The organism is Massilia sp. SYSU DXS3249 (genome assembly GCF_053668055.1).
This window is the reverse complement of the sequence record NZ_JBSIPX010000003.1, coordinates 173,541-190,582: the sequence shown is the minus strand read 5'-3', so window position 1 is coordinate 190,582 and position 17,042 is coordinate 173,541. Positions and strand designations below refer to the sequence as shown.

Below are 17,042 nucleotides of genomic sequence, written 5' to 3'. Positions count from 1 at the left end.
CTCCTTCCGGTCACCGGCGCCGCCTTGAACAAGCGGCGCCGGTCCATCTATTAATATGCGCCGGACTTTTTGAAATCAGCAATGGCGGCCGCGAGTGCTGCTTCGCTGTCCTTGTCCAGTTGCTTGGTTTCTTCGATCTTCGACAGGAGCGCAGCCTGCTTGGTCTTCAGGTAGCCGTGCATGCCCAGCTCGAACGGCAGCACCTGCTTGACTTCGATGTCGTCGAAGTAGCCCTTGTTGACGGCGAACAGCGAGGCGGCCATCAGCGAGATCGGCAGCGGCGAGTACTGAGGCTGCTTGAGCAGCTCGGTCACGCGCGCGCCACGGTCCAGCTGCTTGCGGGTCGATTCGTCCAGATCCGATGCGAACTGCGCGAACGCAGCCAGTTCACGGTACTGCGCCAGGTCGGTACGGATACCGCCCGACAGGCCCTTGATGACCTTGGTCTGGGCAGCGCCACCGACGCGCGAGACCGAGATACCGGCGTTAATCGCAGGACGGATACCGGCATTGAACAGCGAGGTCTCCAGGAAGATCTGGCCGTCGGTAATCGAAATCACGTTGGTCGGCACGAAGGCCGAAACGTCGCCCGCCTGGGTTTCGATGATCGGCAGTGCGGTCAGCGAACCGGTCTTGCCGGTGACGGCGCCGTTGGTGAAGGCCGACACGTAGTCGGCGTTCACGCGTGCTGCGCGCTCGAGCAGACGGCTGTGCAGGTAGAAGACGTCGCCCGGGTAGGCTTCGCGGCCTGGTGGGCGGCGCAGCAGCAGGGAAATCTGGCGGTAGGCGACAGCCTGCTTCGACAGGTCGTCGTACACGATCAGCGCGTCTTCGCCGCGGTCGCGGAAGTATTCGCCCATCGCGCAGCCCGAGTAGGCCGAGATGTACTGCATGGCAGCCGATTCCGAAGCGGAAGCGGCGACGACAATGGTGTACTCCATCGCGCCGTGCTGCTCGAGCGAGCGCACGATGTTCTTGATGGTCGATGCCTTCTGGCCGATTGCAACGTACACGCAGGTGACGTTCTGGCCCTTCTGGTTGATGATCGCGTCGACAGCGACGGCCGACTTACCGGTCTGGCGGTCGCCGATGATCAGCTCACGCTGGCCACGGCCGATCGGCACCATCGCGTCGATCGACTTGATGCCGGTCTGCATAGGCTGCGACACCGATTCGCGGGCGATGACGCCTGGCGCGATCTTTTCGATCGGGGCGGTCAGCGTCGTGGCGATCGGGCCCTTGCCGTCGATCGGCTGGCCCAGTGCGTTGACCACGCGGCCACGCAGCTCAGGACCGATCGGCACTTCCAGGATGCGGCCGGTGGTCTTGACGGTGTCGCCTTCCGAGATGTGCTCGTACGAACCCAGGATGACCGAACCGACCGAGTCGCGCTCGAGGTTCATCGCCAGGCCGAAGGTGTTGCCAGGGAATTCCAGCATCTCGCCCTGCATCACGTCCGACAGACCATGGATGCGGCAGATACCGTCGGCGACGGAGATCACCGTGCCTTGATTGCGAACGTCAGCCGAACCTTCGAGGCCCTGGATGCGGCTCTTGATCAGTTCGCTGATTTCAGATGAATTAAGTTGCATGAGTGCTAACTCCTAATAGTTTCTTGATGCGTAGGGCGTGAGATGCCGGCTAGGCTTGCGAAGTTCCGGTGCGACGTCGATCAGGCGACCAGCGCAGCGTGCATCTGCTGCAGGCGGGCGCGGACCGAGGTGTCGAGGACTTCGTCGCCGACCAGCACGCGCACTCCGCCGATCAGGGACGGGTCGACGCTGACGGTCGGGTTGAGCTTGCGGCCGAATTTCTTTTCCAGCACGTTGACCAGCTCGGCGACCTGGGCGTCGTTCAGTGCGAAGGCACTGGCGATCTCCGCGTCGGCAGCGCCGGCCTGGGCGTTCTTGAGCACCTGGAACTGCGCGCCGATTTGCGGCAGCAGGCTGATGCGGCCATTTTCGGCCAGCATCGTCAGGAAGTTCGCGGCCTCCGGCGTCACCGGCGATTTCACCAGCGAGGTCAGCGTGGCGACGAGGTCGCGTGCGGTCACGTTCGGGTTGGCGGCAAACGCCTGCACATCAGGGTTGGCGCCGACTTGTGCCAGTTCGGACACGAGTTCGGACCAGGCTGCCATGTTGCCTTGCTGGGCAACACGGAACAGCGCTTCGGCGTAGGGACGGGCGACGGTTGCGAGTTCAGCCATGATTACAGCTCGGCCGACAGTTGCGACAGCAGGGCGGCGTGCGCTTCTGCGTTCACTTCGCGCTTGAGGATCTGCTCGGCGCCTTGCACTGCCAGGGCAGCGACCTGGCCGCGCAGTTCTTCGCGCACGCGCGTGACTTGCTGCTCGGCGTCGGCGCGGGCGGCGGCAACGATACGGGCGGCTTCTTCAGCGGCGGTCTTCTTGGCGTCGTCGATGATCATCTGCGCGCGCTTTTCGGCGTCGGCGATGCGCTTCTGGCCTTCGTCACGGGCGCCAGCCAGTTCGGCTTGCACGCGCTTTTCGGCGGCGGCGAGGTCGGCCTTGCCACGGTCGGCGGCGGCCAGCCCATTGGCGATCCTGTCGGCGCGCTCGTCGAGCGCTTTCATCAGCGGCGGCCACACGAATTTCATCGTGAAGATTGCCAGGACGAAGAAGACAGCGAACTGGGCAAACAGGGTTGCGTTAAGGTTCACGGTATTTTCCTTCTCACAAAAACGGATGCCGAACCGCGATGGTTCGGCCCTTCAAAACCTGAGATGCGCGTTGCTTAGCCGGTGAACGGGTTAGCGAAGGCGAACAGCATGGCGATACCAACGCCGATCAGGAATGCCGCGTCGATCAGGCCGGCCAGCAGGAACATCTTGGTCTGCAGGGTGTTCATCAGTTCTGGCTGACGTGCAGAAGCTTCGAGGTATTTACCGCCCATGATTGCGATACCGATACAAGCACCGATAGCACCCAGGCCGATGATCAAACCGCAAGCCAGTGCAACAAAAGAAAGGTCAGTCATGTTTACTCCAAAAAGTTAATTTAAAAACTAGATTAAAAACTACAACTTCGTTACAACCACTATCTTGTTCGATGCTTGCGGCGCCGATCAGTGGCCTTCGTGGGCCTGACCGAGGTACACCAGCGTCAGCATCATGAAGATGAATGCCTGCAGGAACACGATCAGGATGTGGAAGATCGCCCAGATCGAGCCGGCAATTACGTGGCCGGCGAAACCAAACACGGTTGCCGTCGAGCCAAGCAAAGCGATCAAAAGGAACAGCAGCTCACCGGCAAACATGTTGCCGAACAGTCGCATACCGAGCGACACCATTTTTGCTGCGTATTCGATGATGTTCAGGAGCAGGTTGAACGGCGCCATGGCGATGCCGAACGGTGCTGCGAACAGTTCGTGGATCCAGCCGCCGAAGCCCTTGATCTTGATGCCGTAATAGATCATCAGGACCAGCACGCCCAGCGAAATGCCGATGGTGCCGTTCAGGTCGGCGGTCGGGACCACGCGGTGGTAAGGGAACAGATGCTCGACGCCGAACCATTTGAAGGCTTCGGAGAACAGGTCGACCGGCAGGAAGTCCAGCGAGTTCATCAGGGCAACCCAGACGAACACGGTCAGCGCGGCCGGGGCGATGAAGCTGCGGTCGCCGTGGACGATCGATTTGGCCTGGTTGTCGACCATTTCGAACAGGATCTCGACGGCAGCCTGGAAACGGCCCGGCACGCCCGAGGTGGCGCGGCGTGCTGCCGACCACATGATCAGGCAGCCGATCACGCCCATCAGGACCGACCAGAAGATGGTGTCGTAGTGGATGACGGAAAAGTCGACCGGACCATTTTGATGGTGGTTCGAGAGGTGCCCCAGGTGGTGCTTGATGTACTCGCCTGCTGTGGGCGCGTGGTGTGCTGCGCCTTCTACGGTTGTCGTCGCCATTTTCAGTGCCTAAATAATAAGAATATGTAACTTTTCAGCGCCACGATGAACCCGGCGAGAAGCGCCAGCCAGTTCAGATCACGGTACAGCCACGCGGTTGCCGCCAGCAGGGCAAGCGTTAATGCAATCTTTATAAATTCCCAGATGAAAAATGTCGCAGGGTTGGCCCCGCCAGGCGCTTTGGTGCCGGCGAATAAACGTAACGCCATGATGGCGTTGGGCACAACACAACAGATTCCCCCGAGCACCGCCGAAAACGCCGCAGGCCATCCCCCCAACAATGCGGCGAGGACGCCGACGATTGCCGTTGCGATCAATTGCAGGGAGACCAGGCGCAACATTGTTATTTTTTCGCCTTGGCCGTTGGAACCGAGTTACGGTGTGGTAATTACATGAATCAGCGGGATTATAAGTTCCTTCATGCTTGTGAGTCAAACGATTCCAGTCGTGCAAGAGTATGCGTTTGGGCTGAAAATGTTACATAAATATAGGCAAAAGGCCCGGTTTTCGGGGCAGTTTGTGTCGCCCATACAGATGTTTCGGCGCGAATGGGAACGCCGGCACGGGGCCGGCGTTCGCTCTGCGGTAAGTGCAGAAGGTGATTCTTGATGGAAACGGCTGGGTGGCGGCAGCGGTGCTTCAGGGAAAATCTGGGCGCGCCGCTACCGTAGTTTTACTGTTGTCTTTCCGCCGCGGCCGGTTCAGGCGCGCAGGCGAGCCAGCACCCCCTCCAGGATGTCGAGGTCGGCGAAGTCGATGATCATCTGGCCGCGGCCCTTCGGTCCCATCTTGAACGCGACCGGGGTCGCGAGCTTGTCCGACAGTTCTTCCTCGAGGCGTACGATGTCGCCCGACTTGTCCTTCTGGCGGGCAGCTGGCTCCGGGTTCGCCTGCTCTTCCAGCGCGCGGGCGACGAGCTTCTCGGTTTCGCGCACCGACAGGCGTTTTGCAATCACCTGGTTCGCGAGCGTGATCTGGCTCGCACTGTCGACCGACAGCAGCGCGCGCGCGTGGCCCATGTCGATGTCGCCCGCCATCAGCATGGTCTGGACCGGCGGAGCCAGGTTCACCAGGCGCAGCAGGTTCGAGACTGCGCTGCGCGAGCGGCCGACGGCCGTCGCCGCCTGCTCGTGGGTAAAATCGAAGTCCGAGATCAGGCGCGCGATGCCCTGCGCCTCTTCCAGGGGATTGAGGTCTTCGCGCTGGATGTTCTCGATCAGGGCCATCGCGGCGGCCGCCTGGTCGTCGACTTCGCGCACCAGCACCGGGATGTCGTCGAGGCCGGCGATCTGCGCCGCGCGGAAACGCCGCTCGCCGGCGATGATCTCGTAGCGGCCCTCCTCTACTGGACGCACCAGCACCGGCTGCATCACGCCCTGGCTTTTGATGGACGCGGCCAGTTCGTTCAGCGCGCCTTCGTCCATCCGGGTGCGCGGCTGGTATTTGCCGGCCTGCAGCTGCGCCACGGGCAGCACCGACGGTGCGCTCGGGCTGGGAGGCTCGGCGTCGCCGCCGAGGAGTGCATCGAGACCGCGGCCGAGGCCCTTGAGTTTTTTCGTCGCCATGTGGATAACTCTCTGTGTTTACATTGTCTTGATGCGCTCGACCATTTCGGCCCCGAACGCGATATAGGCCTGCGCGCCTTTCGATGAGGGATCGAAGACGACGCCCGGGATGCCGTACGACGGCGCTTCGGCCAGGCGCACGTTGCGCGGGATGATCGTTTTAAAGACCTTGCCGCCGAAGTGCTGCTCGAGCTGGGCCGAGACCTGCTGCGACAGCGTCATGCGCGGATCGAACATCACGCGCAGCAGACCGATGATCTTCAGGTCCGTGTTCAGGTTCGCATGCACCTTCTTGATCGTGTTGACCAGGTCGGACAAGCCTTCCAGTGCGTAGTACTCGCACTGCATCGGGATGATCACGCCATGCGCGGCGCAGAGGCCGTTCAGGGTCAGCATCGACAGGGCCGGCGGACAGTCGACCAGGATGAAGTCGTAGTCGGCATCGACCTTCGCCAACGCATCCTTCAGACGCCGCTCGCGGTTGTCGAGTTCGACCATCTCGACTTCGGCACCGGCCAGCTCGCGGTTGGCGGGCAGCACGTCAAAGCGCCCGGCCTCGGAGCGCAGGCGCGCCTCCCCTACCTCGGCTTCGCCGAGCAGCACCTGGTAGGTCGACGCTTTCAGCGACGCCTTGTTGATGCCGGCGCCCATCGTCGCATTGCCCTGCGGGTCGAGGTCGACCAGCAGCACGCGCTGGTTCAGCTTGGCGAGGCCCGCCGACAGGTTCACGCTGGTGGTCGTCTTGCCGACGCCGCCTTTCTGGTTTGCAACGCAAAATATTTTTGCCATCTATTCTTATCCGGACGCGACAACATCGATTCATACAGTTCATACCTGTTAAACCGTATAAACGATTTAATCCATATAAACTGTATAAACCATTTATATCGTTAGCTTGGTTTATTGAACTTCTGCTGATCTGGCGATGAAAACCAGGTGCCGTTCGGCTTCCAGTTTTGCCACTCTTAACGGCCTCGATTCCTGCACTTTCCAGTCTGGCGGCAGCCGCTCCTGCTCCTCCCTGGGCGCCACCCCTTTCAGAGCGATGAATTTCCCGCCCTCCGCCAGCAGGTGCCCGGACCAGTTGACGAAATCGGACAGGTCGGCAAAGGCGCGCGAGGTGATGACGTCGAAGGGGCCCGCTTTCAGGTCCTGCACCTTCATCGTGTAGACGGTGACGTTGGTGAGATTCAGTTCGGCCTTGACCTGGGTCAGGAAGGCCGTTTTCTTGTGCACGGTATCGATCAGGGACACTTTCATGTCGGGCCGGCAGATGGCCAGCACGATGCCCGGCAAGCCGCCCCCTGCCCCGACGTCGAGCACGTTTTTGGCGTCCGCGAAGGCGGGAACGGCGGCCAGCGTATCGAGCAGGTGGTGGGTCACCATCTGCATCGGGTCGCGCAGCGAAGTCAGGTTGTAGACGCCGTTCCACTTGGCCATCAGCGCCAGGTAATCCATCAGCTGCTCGCGCTGCGCGGCCCAAAGCGGCAGGTCCATTTCGTCGATGCCGTCGTTTAGAACTTGCATCAGTTTGTCGCGGTCGAAGCCCCTCACTGTGCGGCCTCTTCAAGCGGGGTGTTGGTAAAGCCCTTGGCGCCGCGCTTTTTCAGGTGCACCAGCAGGAGCGAAATCGCGGCCGGGGTCACGCCCGAAATGCGCGAAGCCTGGCCCAGGGTTTCCGGACGCTGTTTATCGAGCTTCTGGCGCACCTCGATCGAAAGCGCCGCGATCTCCAGGTAGTCCAAGTGCTCGGGCAATTTGAGGTTTTCGTAGTAGTCGTGGCGCTCCACCTCTTTTGCCTGGCGGTCGATGTAGCCGGCGTATTTCAGCTGGATTTCGACCTGCTCTTTTACTGCAGGATCTTGCACGCCCGGGCCCGCCAGCGGCTGTCCTTCAAGACCCGTCATCGTCATCAGGGTGTCGTAGCCGACGTTCGGGCGGCGCAGCAGGTCGGCCAGGTTGTACTCGCGCTCGAGGGCCTGCCCCACCACGCGCTCGGACTCGGCGGCGGCCAGGATGCGCGGGTTGACCCAGGTCGAGCGCAGGCGTTCCAGCTCGCGGGCGACGGATTCGCGCTTGGTCTCGAATGCCGCCCACTGGGCGTCGCCCACCACCCCCAGCTTGCGCCCGATTTCGGTCAGGCGCATGTCGGCATTGTCTTCGCGCAGCGACAGGCGGTACTCCGCGCGGCTGGTAAACATGCGGTAGGGTTCGGCCACGCCCTGGGTCGTGAGGTCGTCGACCAGCACGCCAAGATAGGCTTCCGAACGGCCCGGCGTCCAGGCATCTTGCCCCTTGGTTTGCAGGGCCGCGTTCATGCCGGCGAGCAGGCCCTGGGCTGCGGCCTCCTCGTAGCCGGTGGTGCCGTTGATCTGGCCGGCGAAGAACAGGCCGCGGATGGCCTTGGTTTCCAGCGAAGCCTTGAGGCCGCGCGGGTCGAAATAATCGTATTCGATGGCGTAGCCGGGACGCAGAATAAAGGCGTTTTCCATGCCTTTCATGGAGCGCACCAGGGCCAGCTGCACGTCGAACGGCAGGCTGGTCGAGATCCCGTTCGGGTAGATTTCGTGGGTCGTCAGGCCTTCCGGTTCGAGGAAGATCTGGTGCGACTCTTTTGATGCGAAACGGTGGATCTTGTCTTCGATCGAGGGGCAGTAACGCGGGCCGACGCCTTCGATAACGCCGGTGTACATCGGGCTGCGGTCCAGGCCCTGGCGGATGATGTCGTGGGTTTGCGCATTCGTGTGCGTGACCCAGCACGGTACCTGGCGCGGGTGCATGGCGGCATTACCCATGTAGGAGAAGACGGGGACGGGATCGAGGTCGCCCGGCTGTTCCGCCAGCACCGAGTAGTCGATGCTGCGGCCATCGATGCGGGGCGGCGTGCCGGTTTTCAGGCGGCCCTGCGGTAATTTGAGTTCTTTCAGGCGGCTCGACAGCGCGACGGCCGCCGGGTCGCCGGCGCGGCCGGCCGTATGGTTTTGCAGGCCGACGTGGATCTTACCGTCGAGGAAAGTGCCTGCCGTCAGCACCACGGCGCGGGCACGGAACTGCAGGCCGATCTGGGTGACGGCGCCGACGACGCGGTCGCCCTCGACCATCAGGTCGTCCACCGCCTGCTGGAACAGCCACAAATTCGGCTGGTTTTCCAGGCGCGAACGGATCGCCGCCTTGTACAGAATGCGGTCGGCCTGGGCGCGGGTGGCGCGCACGGCCGGGCCTTTCGAAGAGTTCAGGATGCGGAACTGGATGCCGGCCTCGTCGGTGGCAATCGCCATCGCGCCGCCCAGGGCGTCCACTTCCTTGACCAGGTGACCCTTGCCGATCCCGCCGATCGAAGGATTACAGGACATCTGGCCCAGGGTTTCAATGTTGTGCGTGAGGAGCAGAGTCTTCTGTCCCATGCGTGCGGAAGCAAGCGCAGCCTCAGTACCGGCATGGCCGCCACCGACGACGATCACGTCGAATTCAGTTGGAAATAGCATGATGGAAGAGTGAATTGGAGAAGACTGCAGGAGTCTAATGCGCGATTATAGGATCTTTTCAACCTGCAGACTCAGCTCGGCCAAAAAACAGACCTTATTTTGTTTCACGTGGAACACAGTCTGAATGGCAAGTTTGAACGTTTCACGTGGAACAATCGCGTTGAATTCGACGGTCTGGGCGTAAAAAAAGCCGGGATATCCCGGCTTTTGTTTCACGTGAAACAGGCTAACTGGCCCAACGCACGACCGCATCGAAGGCAGTTTTCACGATCAGCGTCGACACGACCACCAGGAACAATTTGCGCACAAACGCGCTGCCGTGCTTGATCGCCAGCCGGGTGCCGACCAGGGACCCGACAATCTGGCACCCCGCCATCAACAGGCCCAGCTGCCACAGCAGGTGGCCGCTGTAGCCGAACCACATCAGCGCCGACAGGTTGCAAGCGACGTTGACGATCTTGGCCGCCGCCGAAGCACTGAGGAAATCGAAGCCGAAGAAGCGGACGAACAGAAAAATCAAAAAGCTGCCGGTGCCCGGCCCGAAGAAGCCGTCATAAAAACCGATCGCGGCGCCGATGCTGACCGCCCACCAGCGCTCGGCCATACCGCTGTGCACCGGCGCGTGCACCGAGCCCAGATCCTTCTTGCGGAAGGTGTAGATCGCCACTGCCAGCAGGATGAAGGGCAGCAAGGCGCGCACGAAATCGCCCGGCACCCGCGTTACCGTCCAGGCACCGACGAAAGAGAGCGCAAAGGCAGCCAGCGCCGCCGGGGCCGCGGCGCTCCACGCCACCCGCACCCGGCGCGCGTAGTTCACGGCTGCGGCACTGGTGCCGCAAATGCTGGCGAGTTTATTGGTGCCTAATAAAGTGGCAGGCAGCTCTTTCGGCAAAAAGGAGAAGATCGCGGGCACCTGAATCAGGCCGCCACCGCCGACCACGGCGTCCACCAGCCCGGCGAGGAAGGCCGCGCCGCCGAGCCATACAAAATCCATCATCTGTGCTTCCGGCTGAATTGAAGAGGTGAAATTGTACGGCAACTCGGCAGGCTAGCTGTCCTCCCAGTTGACCTGCCCGCACACTGGTGTAAGCTGATCCGATCCCTATTCTTCCGCCACGACCATGACCGCCTTTGCCTTTAGCACTGTCGCCCAGATCGTCTCCGAAGCCCACGCCAGCGCCCGCCTCGGCGAACTGATCGCGGAACGCTTTCCCGGCGCACGGCGCGCCTTGCTCGTCACCGACGCGGGTTTCCTGCGCACCGGCCTGCTCGATACGCCTCGCGCCAGCCTGGAACAGCACGGCATTGCGGCAAGCATCTTTTCCGGCGTGGTGGCCGACCCACCGGAAGACACGGTCATGGACGCGGTCGCCTTTGCGCTCGCGCAGGAGACCGATCTCGTCATCGGCTTCGGTGGCGGCAGTTCGATGGACGTGGCCAAGCTGGTGGCGGTGCTGGCGGGGAACGGCCAGCCGCTGGCGGACATGTACGGCATCGGCAAGGTGCAGGGCAAACGGCTGCCGCTGGTGCAGATCCCGACCACCGCGGGCACCGGCTCGGAAGTGACCAACATCGCGATCGTTACCACCGGCGCGACGACGAAGATGGGCGTGGTCGCGCCCCAGCTGTACGCCGATCTCGCGATCCTCGATGCGACGCTCACCCTGGGCCTGCCGCGGCTGGTCACCGCCGCCACCGGCATCGACGCCATGGTGCACGCGATCGAGGCTTATACGAGCCGCCACAAGAAGAATCCGATATCCGACCTGCTGGCACGCCAGGCCCTGCAACTGCTGGCCTATAACCTGGTTCCCGCCTGCGAACAGGGCGGCAACCTGGCCGTGCGCCAGGCCATGCTGCTCGGCGCCTGCCTGGCCGGCCAGGCGTTTTCGAACGCGCCCGTCGCTGCCGTGCACGCGCTGGCCTACCCGATCGGCGGCATTTATCACGTGCCGCACGGGCTGTCGAATTCGCTGGTCTTGCCGCATGTGCTGCGCTTCAATGCACCCGCGGCCGCGCCCCTGTATGCCGAACTGGCGGAGGTCGTCGTGCCGGATGCGAAGGGCAGCGCCGAGGCGCGCACGGAGGCGCTCATTGGTGCGATGCAGCAGATGGCGCACAGGACCGGCATCCAAACTACGTTGAGCCAGGTCGGCATCAGCGAGCTCGACCTGGACCGGCTGGCCGACGACGCCATGCTGCAGACCCGCCTGCTCGGCAACAATCCGCGCGAGCTCAGCCGGCTCGATGCGCGTGCGATCTACGCCGCCGCGTTATAAGTTGGCAGCCGCAGGGGCCGGCTGGCTGACTACCGCCTCTGCAAAAAAATCGAGCAACAAGGCGTTGACGCGTTCGGCGGCGGTGACCTGCAGCCAGTGGTCGGCGCCCTCAATGCGTTCATAACGGAAGGAATGGCTGACGTACTGGTTCGAGTCGACCATCTGTTGCTCGCCCAGCGCCGGGTCCAGGCTGCTCCAGATCCCCATCACGGGCACCGTCACCGGCTCGTCCTTGGTAGCGAAGCTGAGACCGCGCGGCACGTTCGCCCGGTAGTAATTCAGGGCCGCCGTCATGCGGCCGGGATCGGCCAGGCTGCGGCGCCAATACGACAACTGGGTGCGGTTTGAGGTGAAATGCTGCATCAGATAAAAATCGGCGACCGTCAGCGAGCGCTCGGCCAGGCCCGGCACCATGAACCACAGCATGTAGCTGCTGCGTAATTTTTGATCCATGCCGGCGCGCGCAAAGGCGGCCGGATGGCCCACCGACAGCGTCACGTATTGCTCGATGCGCTCGGGCGCATCCATGCACAGCATCCAGCCGACCAAGGCGCCCCAGTCGTGGCCGACCAGACGGACCCGCGCGATGCCGAGGGCGTCGAGCATGGCCAGCACGTCGCTGCAGATGTGCTCGAGCCGGTAGGCCGAGACGGCGCTCGGCGCATCGCTCTGGCCATAGCCGCGCAGGTCGGGCGCGAGCACGCGGTAGCCGGCCTTGACCAGCGGCGCCACCTGCTTGCGCCAGACCGCATGGGTATCCGGGAAGCCGTGCAGCAGCACGACCGCCGGGCCCTGCCCTACGCTCCTGACAAACAGGTGCAGCCCGTTGACTTGTAGACGCAGCAACTCTTCCCTCATGCCGTCTCCTGTGTCTGGCCCATTCTGGCGCCCTCCCCGTCACGGCCGCGTTTGCCACGCCTGGCGCGTTCGAGCAGCGCCTGCAACTCGCCGACGATCCCGCGCCGGAACAGCAGCACGCAGACGATGAAGATCAGCCCGGTCACCATGCCGACCGACTCGCCGAGCCCATTGAACCACTCGATGCCGGTGCGGGCGGCAAGCGCGCTGCCGAACTCGCCCAGCTTGTTTTCCAGCGCCACGATGAGGAAGGCGCCGATGATGGGCCCGGCCATCGTGCCCATGCCGCCTACCAGGGTCATCAGGACCACGAGGCCGGACATGGTCCAGTGGACGTCGGTCAGGGTCTCGAAGCCCAGCACGAGCGTTTTGGTGGCCCCTGCGAGGCCTGTGAGGGCGGCAGAGAGCACAAAGGCGAGCAGCTTGTAGCGGTCGGCGTCATAGCCGAGGGAAATGGCGCGTGGCTCGTTCTCCTTGATGGCTTTCAGTACTTGCCCGAAGGGCGAGTGCACCGTGCGCACGATCAGCGCAAAGCCGGCCAGCACGATGGCCAGCACGACGTAGTACAGGGTCAGGTCGTCAGCCAGGTCGATGGCGCCGAACAGGCGCCCGCGCGGCACGCCCTGCAGGCCGTCTTCGCCGCCGGTCACCGGGCTGCGCAGCGCGGCGAAATACACCATCTGGGCCAGCGCCAGGGTGATCATCGAAAAATAAATACCTTGGCGGCGGATGGCGAGCGCGCCCACCACCAGCCCGAGCAGGCTGCTGGCCGCCACCCCGGCCAGGATGCCGAGTTCGGGCGTCAGCCCTTTTGATGACAGCAGGTAACCGGTCACATAGCCGGCGCTGCCGAAAAAAGCGGCATGGCCGAAGGAGAGCAGGCCCGTGTAGCCGATCAGGAGGTTGAAGGCGCAGGCGAACAGGGCGAAGCACAGCAGCTTCATGAGGAACACGGGATAGCCGAAAAACGGCGCCGCCAGTGCAGCGGCCAGCGCGAGGGCGTACAGGATCTTTTTAGGCATCGCTCACTTCTCCTTCCCGAACAGGCCGGCCGGGCGCAGCAGCAGCACGATGACCATGACGACGAACACGACCACTTCCGAGCCTTCCGGATAGTAGACGCGGGTAAAGCCCTCGATCACGCCCAGCAGCAGGCCGGTGACGATGGAGCCGAGGATCGAGCCCATGCCGCCGATCACGACGACCGCGAATACGACGATGATCAGGTTCGAGCCCATCAGCGGCGTGACGTTGATGACGGGCGCGGCCAGCACCCCGGCCAGGCCGGCCAGCGCCACCCCGAAGCCATAGGTGAGCGTGACCATGCGCGGGACGTTGATGCCGAAGGCTTCGACCAGCTTCGGGTTTTCGGTGCCGGCGCGCAGGTAGGCGCCCAATCTCGTCTTTTCGATGACGAACCAGGTGCCGAGGCAGACGACCAGGGAAGCGGCGACGACCCAGGCGCGGTAGTTGGGCAGGATCATGAAGCCGAGGTCGGTGGCGCCGGACAGGCTTTCCGGCACGTCCAGGGTCTGGCCGGAGACGCCGAAGAAGGAGCGAAACACGCCTTCGAGCAGCAAGGTGATGCCGAAGGTCAGCAGCAAACCGTACAGGTGATCGAGTTGATAGAGCCAGCGCAGCATCGTCTTTTCAATGAGGATGCCGAAGGCGCCGACCACCAGCGGCGCCAATACCAGCATCATCCAGTAGTTCAGGCCGTACGAGGTGGCGCCGATGAAAGCGACAAAGGCGCCCATCATGTAGAGCGCCCCGTGCGAGAAATTGATGACATTCAGGAGGCCGAAGATGACGGCCAGGCCGAGCGAGAGCATCGCGTAGAAGGAGCCGTTTACCAGGCCCAGCAGGAGCTGGCTCATCAGGGCTTGCAGGGGGACGCCGAAGATTTCCATAGGTGGCCAAACAAGAATTGTTAATCCGGCGAAGGATCAGTTACGGCAAGCATGTCAAGATTCGAAAGTGCGTTGAACGCGTGGACGGGGAACCCGTCCACCCTACCGGAACGCTGACACGTAGGGTGGGCGGCTCTGCCGCTCACGCGTTCAAACCACGCTTGCGGTCCTGCGCCCTGCCCTGATCAACAACCCATCACTTCCACGCCACGCACTTCGTCTCCGCCTTGGTCGTATACGCCTGCGCCCCTGGAATGGTCGCCACCGTCTTGTAGTAATCCCACGGATACTTCGATTCCGCCGGCGTTTTCACTTGCATCAGGTACATGTCGTACACCATGCGCCCGTCGCCGCGGATCTCGCCGTTCTTGGCGAACATGTCGTTGATTTTGTTCGCCTTCAGGTGGGCCATGACCTTGGTCGGGTCGTCGGTGCCGAGCGCCTTGACCGCGTTCAGGTAGTTCGTCGCCGCCGAGTAATCGGCCGCCTGCAGCATCGAAGGCTGCTTCTTCATCTTGGCAAAGTAACGCTTCGACCAGGCGCGGGTGTCGGCGTTCATGTCCCAGTACCAGCCGTCGGTCAGGTACATGCCCTGGGTCGTGTTCAGGCCCAGCGTGTGGACGTCGTTGATGAACACGAGCAGGCCCGCGATCTTCATCTTCTTCGTCAGGCCGAACTCGCGCGCGGCCTTGATCGCGTTGATGGTGTCGCCGCCCGCGTTCGCCAGCCCCAGCACCTGCGCTTTCGAGGACTGCGCCTGCAGCAGGAAGGACGAGAAATCGGAAGCGGACAAGGGATGGCGCACGCTGCCCAGCACAGTGCCGCCGTTCTTTTTCACGACATCGGTCGTGTCCTTTTCCAGCGACTGGCCGAAGGCGTAGTCGGCGGTCAGGAAATACCAGCTTTTCCCGCCCTGCTTGATGACGGCCGAGCCCGTGCCGCGGGCCAGCGCCACCGTGTCGTAGGCGTAGTGCACGGTGTAGGGCGAGCACTGTTCGTTGGTCAGCTGGGCCGAGCCGGCGCCGATCGCGATGAACACCTTTTTCTTTTCCGCCGCGACCTTGGCCATGGCCAGGCTGGCGCCCGAGTGGGTGCCGCCGATCAGCATATCGACGCCGCCCTGGTCGAACCATTCGCGCGCCTTGGAGGCGGCGATATCCGGCTTGTTCTGGTGGTCGGCCACCATGAACTGGATTTTCTTGCCGTTGACTGCGCCGCCGAGGTCGGCGATCGCCATGCGCACGGCTTCCGCGCCGCCGGCACCGTCGATGTCCGAATACACGCCGGACATGTCGGTGATCATGCCGATCTTGATGGTGTCGCCGCTGATTTGCGCCTGCGCCGGCAGGGACAAACCGGCAAACAGGGCGCTGGTGGCGAGGGCGAGGGCTGTGCGTTTCATCGTGTCTCCGTTGTTGTGAAGGTTGTCAGACGCCGAGCAGTTCGGTCAGCACCGGCATCCGGGCGTTCAGTTCGTGCGCTTGCACCGTGTCGACGATCGCGCCATGCTCGACGACGTGGAAGCGGTCGGCCAGCGGCGCGGCGAAGCGGAAATTCTGCTCGACCATCAGGATCGTGTAGCCCTTGGCCTTGAGCGTGGTGATCATGCGCGCCAGGCTTTGCACGATGACCGGCGCCAGGCCTTCGGAAATCTCGTCGAGCAGCAGCAGGCGCGCGCCGGTGCGCAGGATGCGCGCCACCGCCAGCATCTGCTGTTCGCCGCCGGACAGGCGCGTGCCCTGGCTGTGGCGGCGCTCGTGCAGATTCGGGAACATGGCGTAGATCTCGTCGAGCGACATGGCCGCGCCCGCATCCGCCAGGCGCGGCGGCAGCAGCAGGTTTTCCTCGGCGGACAAGGAGGCAAAGATGCCCCGCTCTTCCGGGCAATAGCCGACGCCGAGGTGGGCGATGCGGTGGGTCGGCAGCTTGACCGACTCGGCGCCATGGAGGCGAATGGAACCGCTGCGGCGGCTGGTCAGGCCCATGATGGCGCGCAGCAGCGTGGTGCGCCCGGCGCCGTTGCGCCCCAGCAGGGTGACGACTTCACCCGGCGCCACGGTCAAATCGATGCCGTGCAGGATGTGCGATTCGCCGTACCAGGCCTGTACGTTCTTGAGTTCGAGCGCCGGGGTCATCCGTGCGCTCCCGTGGCGGCGTCGGCGCTGCCCATGTAGGCTTCGATCACCTGCGGATTGCCCGATACCTCGGCGTACGTTCCCTCGGCCAGCAGCGCGCCGCGCTGGAGCACGGAGATGCGGTCGCAGATGCCGGACACGACGCTCATGTTGTGCTCGACCATCAGGATGGTGCGCCCCGCCGACACTTTTTTGATCAAGGCCGTCACCCGCCCCACGTCTTCATGGCCCATGCCCTGGGTCGGCTCGTCGAGCAGCATCAGTTCCGGCTCCATCGCCAGCGTAGTGGCGATCTCGAGCGCGCGCTTGCGCCCGTACGGCAAATCGGCGGTGACGGTGTCGGCAAAGCCGGCCAAGTCGACTTCGTCCAGCAGCGCCATGGCCCGTTCGTCGAGTTGATGGAGGGAGTGCTCGCTGCGCCAGAAGTGGTAACTCGTTCCGAGCTGGCGCTGCAGGCCGATGCGCACGTTCTGCAGCACCGTCAGGTGGGGGAAGACGGCTGAAATCTGGAAGGAGCGAATGATGCCCATGCGCGCGATCTGCGCCGGGCGCGCGCGCGTGATGTCGCGGCCGTTGAACAGGATCTGCCCGGAACTGGGCACCAGGAATTTGGTGAGGAGATTGAAACAGGTGGTCTTGCCGGCGCCGTTGGGGCCGATCAGGGCGTGGATGTGGCCGCGCTGCACGCGCAGGTCGACGTTATTGACGGCAGTAAAACCCTTGAACTCCCTGGTCAGGCGCTTCGTTTCAAGAATCACATCCGCCATCGTCTCTCCAGTTGCGTAAGTTGCGTATTGCTACTGCGACTGCTGCATCGGTATTACGTGACTGCTTGGCAAATATTACACAGTTCGGCCTGTGCCCACAATACAACACAGCCGTTGTGC

At 63.1% G+C, this 17,042-nt stretch carries 18 protein-coding genes; 1 reads left to right on the top strand and 17 read right to left on the bottom strand.

Annotated features, from left to right (window positions below):
* Positions 1 to 50: 50 nt before the first annotated feature.
* From atpA to ACWCIA_RS05065, 11 genes are all read right to left on the bottom strand, one after another.
* On the bottom strand, positions 51 to 1,592 hold the full coding sequence (atpA, locus tag ACWCIA_RS05115) for a F0F1 ATP synthase subunit alpha (RefSeq protein ID WP_454161511.1): 1,542 nt from the start codon (positions 1,590 to 1,592) through the stop codon (positions 51 to 53).
* Between the two features lie 80 nt (positions 1,593 to 1,672).
* Entirely contained in the window at positions 1,673 to 2,206 is a 534-nt protein-coding gene (locus tag ACWCIA_RS05110; RefSeq protein WP_454161510.1) for a F0F1 ATP synthase subunit delta, read from the bottom strand.
* A 2-nt stretch (positions 2,207 to 2,208) separates the two neighbouring features.
* Entirely contained in the window at positions 2,209 to 2,679 is a 471-nt protein-coding gene (locus ACWCIA_RS05105; RefSeq protein WP_454161509.1) for a F0F1 ATP synthase subunit B, read from the bottom strand.
* A gap of 74 nt (positions 2,680 to 2,753) precedes the next feature.
* Positions 2,754 to 2,996, bottom strand: coding sequence for a F0F1 ATP synthase subunit C (atpE, locus tag ACWCIA_RS05100; RefSeq protein ID WP_379739652.1), 243 nt, complete (start codon positions 2,994 to 2,996; stop codon positions 2,754 to 2,756).
* A gap of 87 nt (positions 2,997 to 3,083) precedes the next feature.
* Entirely contained in the window at positions 3,084 to 3,923 is an 840-nt protein-coding gene (gene atpB, locus ACWCIA_RS05095) for a F0F1 ATP synthase subunit A (RefSeq protein ID WP_454161508.1), read from the bottom strand.
* Positions 3,924 to 3,925: 2 nt separating this feature from the next.
* Complete coding sequence (locus ACWCIA_RS05090) at positions 3,926 to 4,264, bottom strand: ATP synthase subunit I (RefSeq protein WP_454161507.1); 339 nt, start codon at positions 4,262 to 4,264, stop codon at positions 3,926 to 3,928.
* A gap of 360 nt (positions 4,265 to 4,624) precedes the next feature.
* Positions 4,625 to 5,488, bottom strand: a complete 864-nt coding sequence (locus tag ACWCIA_RS05085; protein WP_454161506.1) for a ParB/RepB/Spo0J family partition protein — start codon at positions 5,486 to 5,488, stop codon at positions 4,625 to 4,627.
* Positions 5,489 to 5,506: 18 nt separating this feature from the next.
* Positions 5,507 to 6,277, bottom strand: a complete 771-nt coding sequence (locus ACWCIA_RS05080) for a ParA family protein (protein ID WP_454161505.1) — start codon at positions 6,275 to 6,277, stop codon at positions 5,507 to 5,509.
* A 111-nt stretch (positions 6,278 to 6,388) separates the two neighbouring features.
* A complete protein-coding gene (gene rsmG, locus ACWCIA_RS05075; protein ID WP_454161504.1) occupies positions 6,389 to 7,042 on the bottom strand; it encodes a 16S rRNA (guanine(527)-N(7))-methyltransferase RsmG in 654 nt (217 codons plus the stop codon).
* Positions 7,039 to 8,973: a tRNA uridine-5-carboxymethylaminomethyl(34) synthesis enzyme MnmG gene (gene mnmG, locus ACWCIA_RS05070; protein WP_454161503.1), complete on the bottom strand. Its 1,935-nt coding sequence runs from the start codon at positions 8,971 to 8,973 to the stop codon at positions 7,039 to 7,041. The genes rsmG and mnmG overlap by 4 nt, the downstream gene beginning before the upstream one ends.
* Positions 8,974 to 9,199: 226 nt before the next feature.
* Positions 9,200 to 9,970 carry a sulfite exporter TauE/SafE family protein gene (locus ACWCIA_RS05065; RefSeq protein WP_454161502.1) on the bottom strand — a complete coding sequence of 257 codons (771 nt, stop codon included), beginning with the start codon at positions 9,968 to 9,970 and terminating at the stop codon, positions 9,200 to 9,202.
* Between the two features lie 124 nt (positions 9,971 to 10,094).
* Here ACWCIA_RS05065 and ACWCIA_RS05060 point away from each other — a divergent pair, with 124 nt between their 5' ends.
* Positions 10,095 to 11,252: an iron-containing alcohol dehydrogenase gene (locus ACWCIA_RS05060; protein ID WP_454161501.1), complete on the top strand. Its 1,158-nt coding sequence runs from the start codon at positions 10,095 to 10,097 to the stop codon at positions 11,250 to 11,252.
* Here ACWCIA_RS05060 and ACWCIA_RS05055 read toward each other — a convergent pair.
* The 6 genes from ACWCIA_RS05055 to ACWCIA_RS05030 all read right to left on the bottom strand — a co-directional run bounded on the left by ACWCIA_RS05055 (position 11,247) and on the right by ACWCIA_RS05030 (position 16,922).
* Positions 11,247 to 12,110 (bottom strand): alpha/beta fold hydrolase, encoded by an 864-nt coding sequence (locus ACWCIA_RS05055; protein WP_454161500.1) that lies wholly within the window; start codon positions 12,108 to 12,110, stop codon positions 11,247 to 11,249. The two genes, ACWCIA_RS05060 and ACWCIA_RS05055, sit on opposite strands and share 6 nt — an antisense overlap.
* Positions 12,107 to 13,132 (bottom strand): branched-chain amino acid ABC transporter permease, encoded by a 1,026-nt coding sequence (locus ACWCIA_RS05050; protein WP_454161499.1) that lies wholly within the window; start codon positions 13,130 to 13,132, stop codon positions 12,107 to 12,109. The genes ACWCIA_RS05055 and ACWCIA_RS05050 overlap by 4 nt, the downstream gene beginning before the upstream one ends.
* A 3-nt stretch (positions 13,133 to 13,135) precedes the next feature.
* Positions 13,136 to 14,020, bottom strand: a complete 885-nt coding sequence (locus ACWCIA_RS05045) for a branched-chain amino acid ABC transporter permease (RefSeq protein ID WP_454161498.1) — start codon at positions 14,018 to 14,020, stop codon at positions 13,136 to 13,138.
* Between the two features lie 196 nt (positions 14,021 to 14,216).
* The gene (locus ACWCIA_RS05040) at positions 14,217 to 15,422 is read right to left on the bottom strand and encodes an ABC transporter substrate-binding protein (RefSeq protein ID WP_454161497.1); all 1,206 of its coding nucleotides are present in this window, start codon (positions 15,420 to 15,422) and stop codon (positions 14,217 to 14,219) included.
* Positions 15,423 to 15,447: 25 nt separating this feature from the next.
* A complete protein-coding gene (locus ACWCIA_RS05035) occupies positions 15,448 to 16,155 on the bottom strand; it encodes an ABC transporter ATP-binding protein (protein ID WP_454161496.1) in 708 nt (235 codons plus the stop codon).
* Entirely contained in the window at positions 16,152 to 16,922 is a 771-nt protein-coding gene (locus ACWCIA_RS05030; protein WP_454161495.1) for an ABC transporter ATP-binding protein, read from the bottom strand. Before ACWCIA_RS05030 ends, ACWCIA_RS05035 begins: the two co-directional genes overlap by 4 nt.
* Positions 16,923 to 17,042 lie beyond the last annotated feature (120 nt).

What these genes read in the sequence shown, in the direction of transcription:
- atpA (WP_454161511.1), bottom strand. Translation starts at nt 1,592, where the DNA reads ATGCAACTTAATTCATCTGAAATCAGCGAACTGATCAAGAGCCGCATC.
- ACWCIA_RS05110 (WP_454161510.1), bottom strand. Translation starts at nt 2,206, where the DNA reads ATGGCTGAACTCGCAACCGTCGCCCGTCCCTACGCCGAAGCGCTGTTC.
- atpE (WP_379739652.1), bottom strand. Translation starts at nt 2,996, where the DNA reads ATGACTGACCTTTCTTTTGTTGCACTGGCTTGCGGTTTGATCATCGGC.
- atpB (WP_454161508.1), bottom strand. Translation starts at nt 3,923, where the DNA reads ATGGCGACGACAACCGTAGAAGGCGCAGCACACCACGCGCCCACAGCA.
- ACWCIA_RS05090 (WP_454161507.1), bottom strand. Translation starts at nt 4,264, where the DNA reads ATGTTGCGCCTGGTCTCCCTGCAATTGATCGCAACGGCAATCGTCGGC.
- ACWCIA_RS05085 (WP_454161506.1), bottom strand. Translation starts at nt 5,488, where the DNA reads ATGGCGACGAAAAAACTCAAGGGCCTCGGCCGCGGTCTCGATGCACTC.
- ACWCIA_RS05080 (WP_454161505.1), bottom strand. Translation starts at nt 6,277, where the DNA reads ATGGCAAAAATATTTTGCGTTGCAAACCAGAAAGGCGGCGTCGGCAAG.
- mnmG (WP_454161503.1), bottom strand. Translation starts at nt 8,973, where the DNA reads ATGCTATTTCCAACTGAATTCGACGTGATCGTCGTCGGTGGCGGCCAT.
- ACWCIA_RS05065 (WP_454161502.1), bottom strand. Translation starts at nt 9,970, where the DNA reads ATGATGGATTTTGTATGGCTCGGCGGCGCGGCCTTCCTCGCCGGGCTG.
- ACWCIA_RS05060 (WP_454161501.1), top strand. Translation starts at nt 10,095, where the DNA reads ATGACCGCCTTTGCCTTTAGCACTGTCGCCCAGATCGTCTCCGAAGCC.
- ACWCIA_RS05055 (WP_454161500.1), bottom strand. Translation starts at nt 12,110, where the DNA reads ATGAGGGAAGAGTTGCTGCGTCTACAAGTCAACGGGCTGCACCTGTTT.
- ACWCIA_RS05050 (WP_454161499.1), bottom strand. Translation starts at nt 13,132, where the DNA reads ATGCCTAAAAAGATCCTGTACGCCCTCGCGCTGGCCGCTGCACTGGCG.
- ACWCIA_RS05045 (WP_454161498.1), bottom strand. Translation starts at nt 14,020, where the DNA reads ATGGAAATCTTCGGCGTCCCCCTGCAAGCCCTGATGAGCCAGCTCCTG.
- ACWCIA_RS05040 (WP_454161497.1), bottom strand. Translation starts at nt 15,422, where the DNA reads ATGAAACGCACAGCCCTCGCCCTCGCCACCAGCGCCCTGTTTGCCGGT.
- ACWCIA_RS05035 (WP_454161496.1), bottom strand. Translation starts at nt 16,155, where the DNA reads ATGACCCCGGCGCTCGAACTCAAGAACGTACAGGCCTGGTACGGCGAA.
- ACWCIA_RS05030 (WP_454161495.1), bottom strand. Translation starts at nt 16,922, where the DNA reads ATGGCGGATGTGATTCTTGAAACGAAGCGCCTGACCAGGGAGTTCAAG.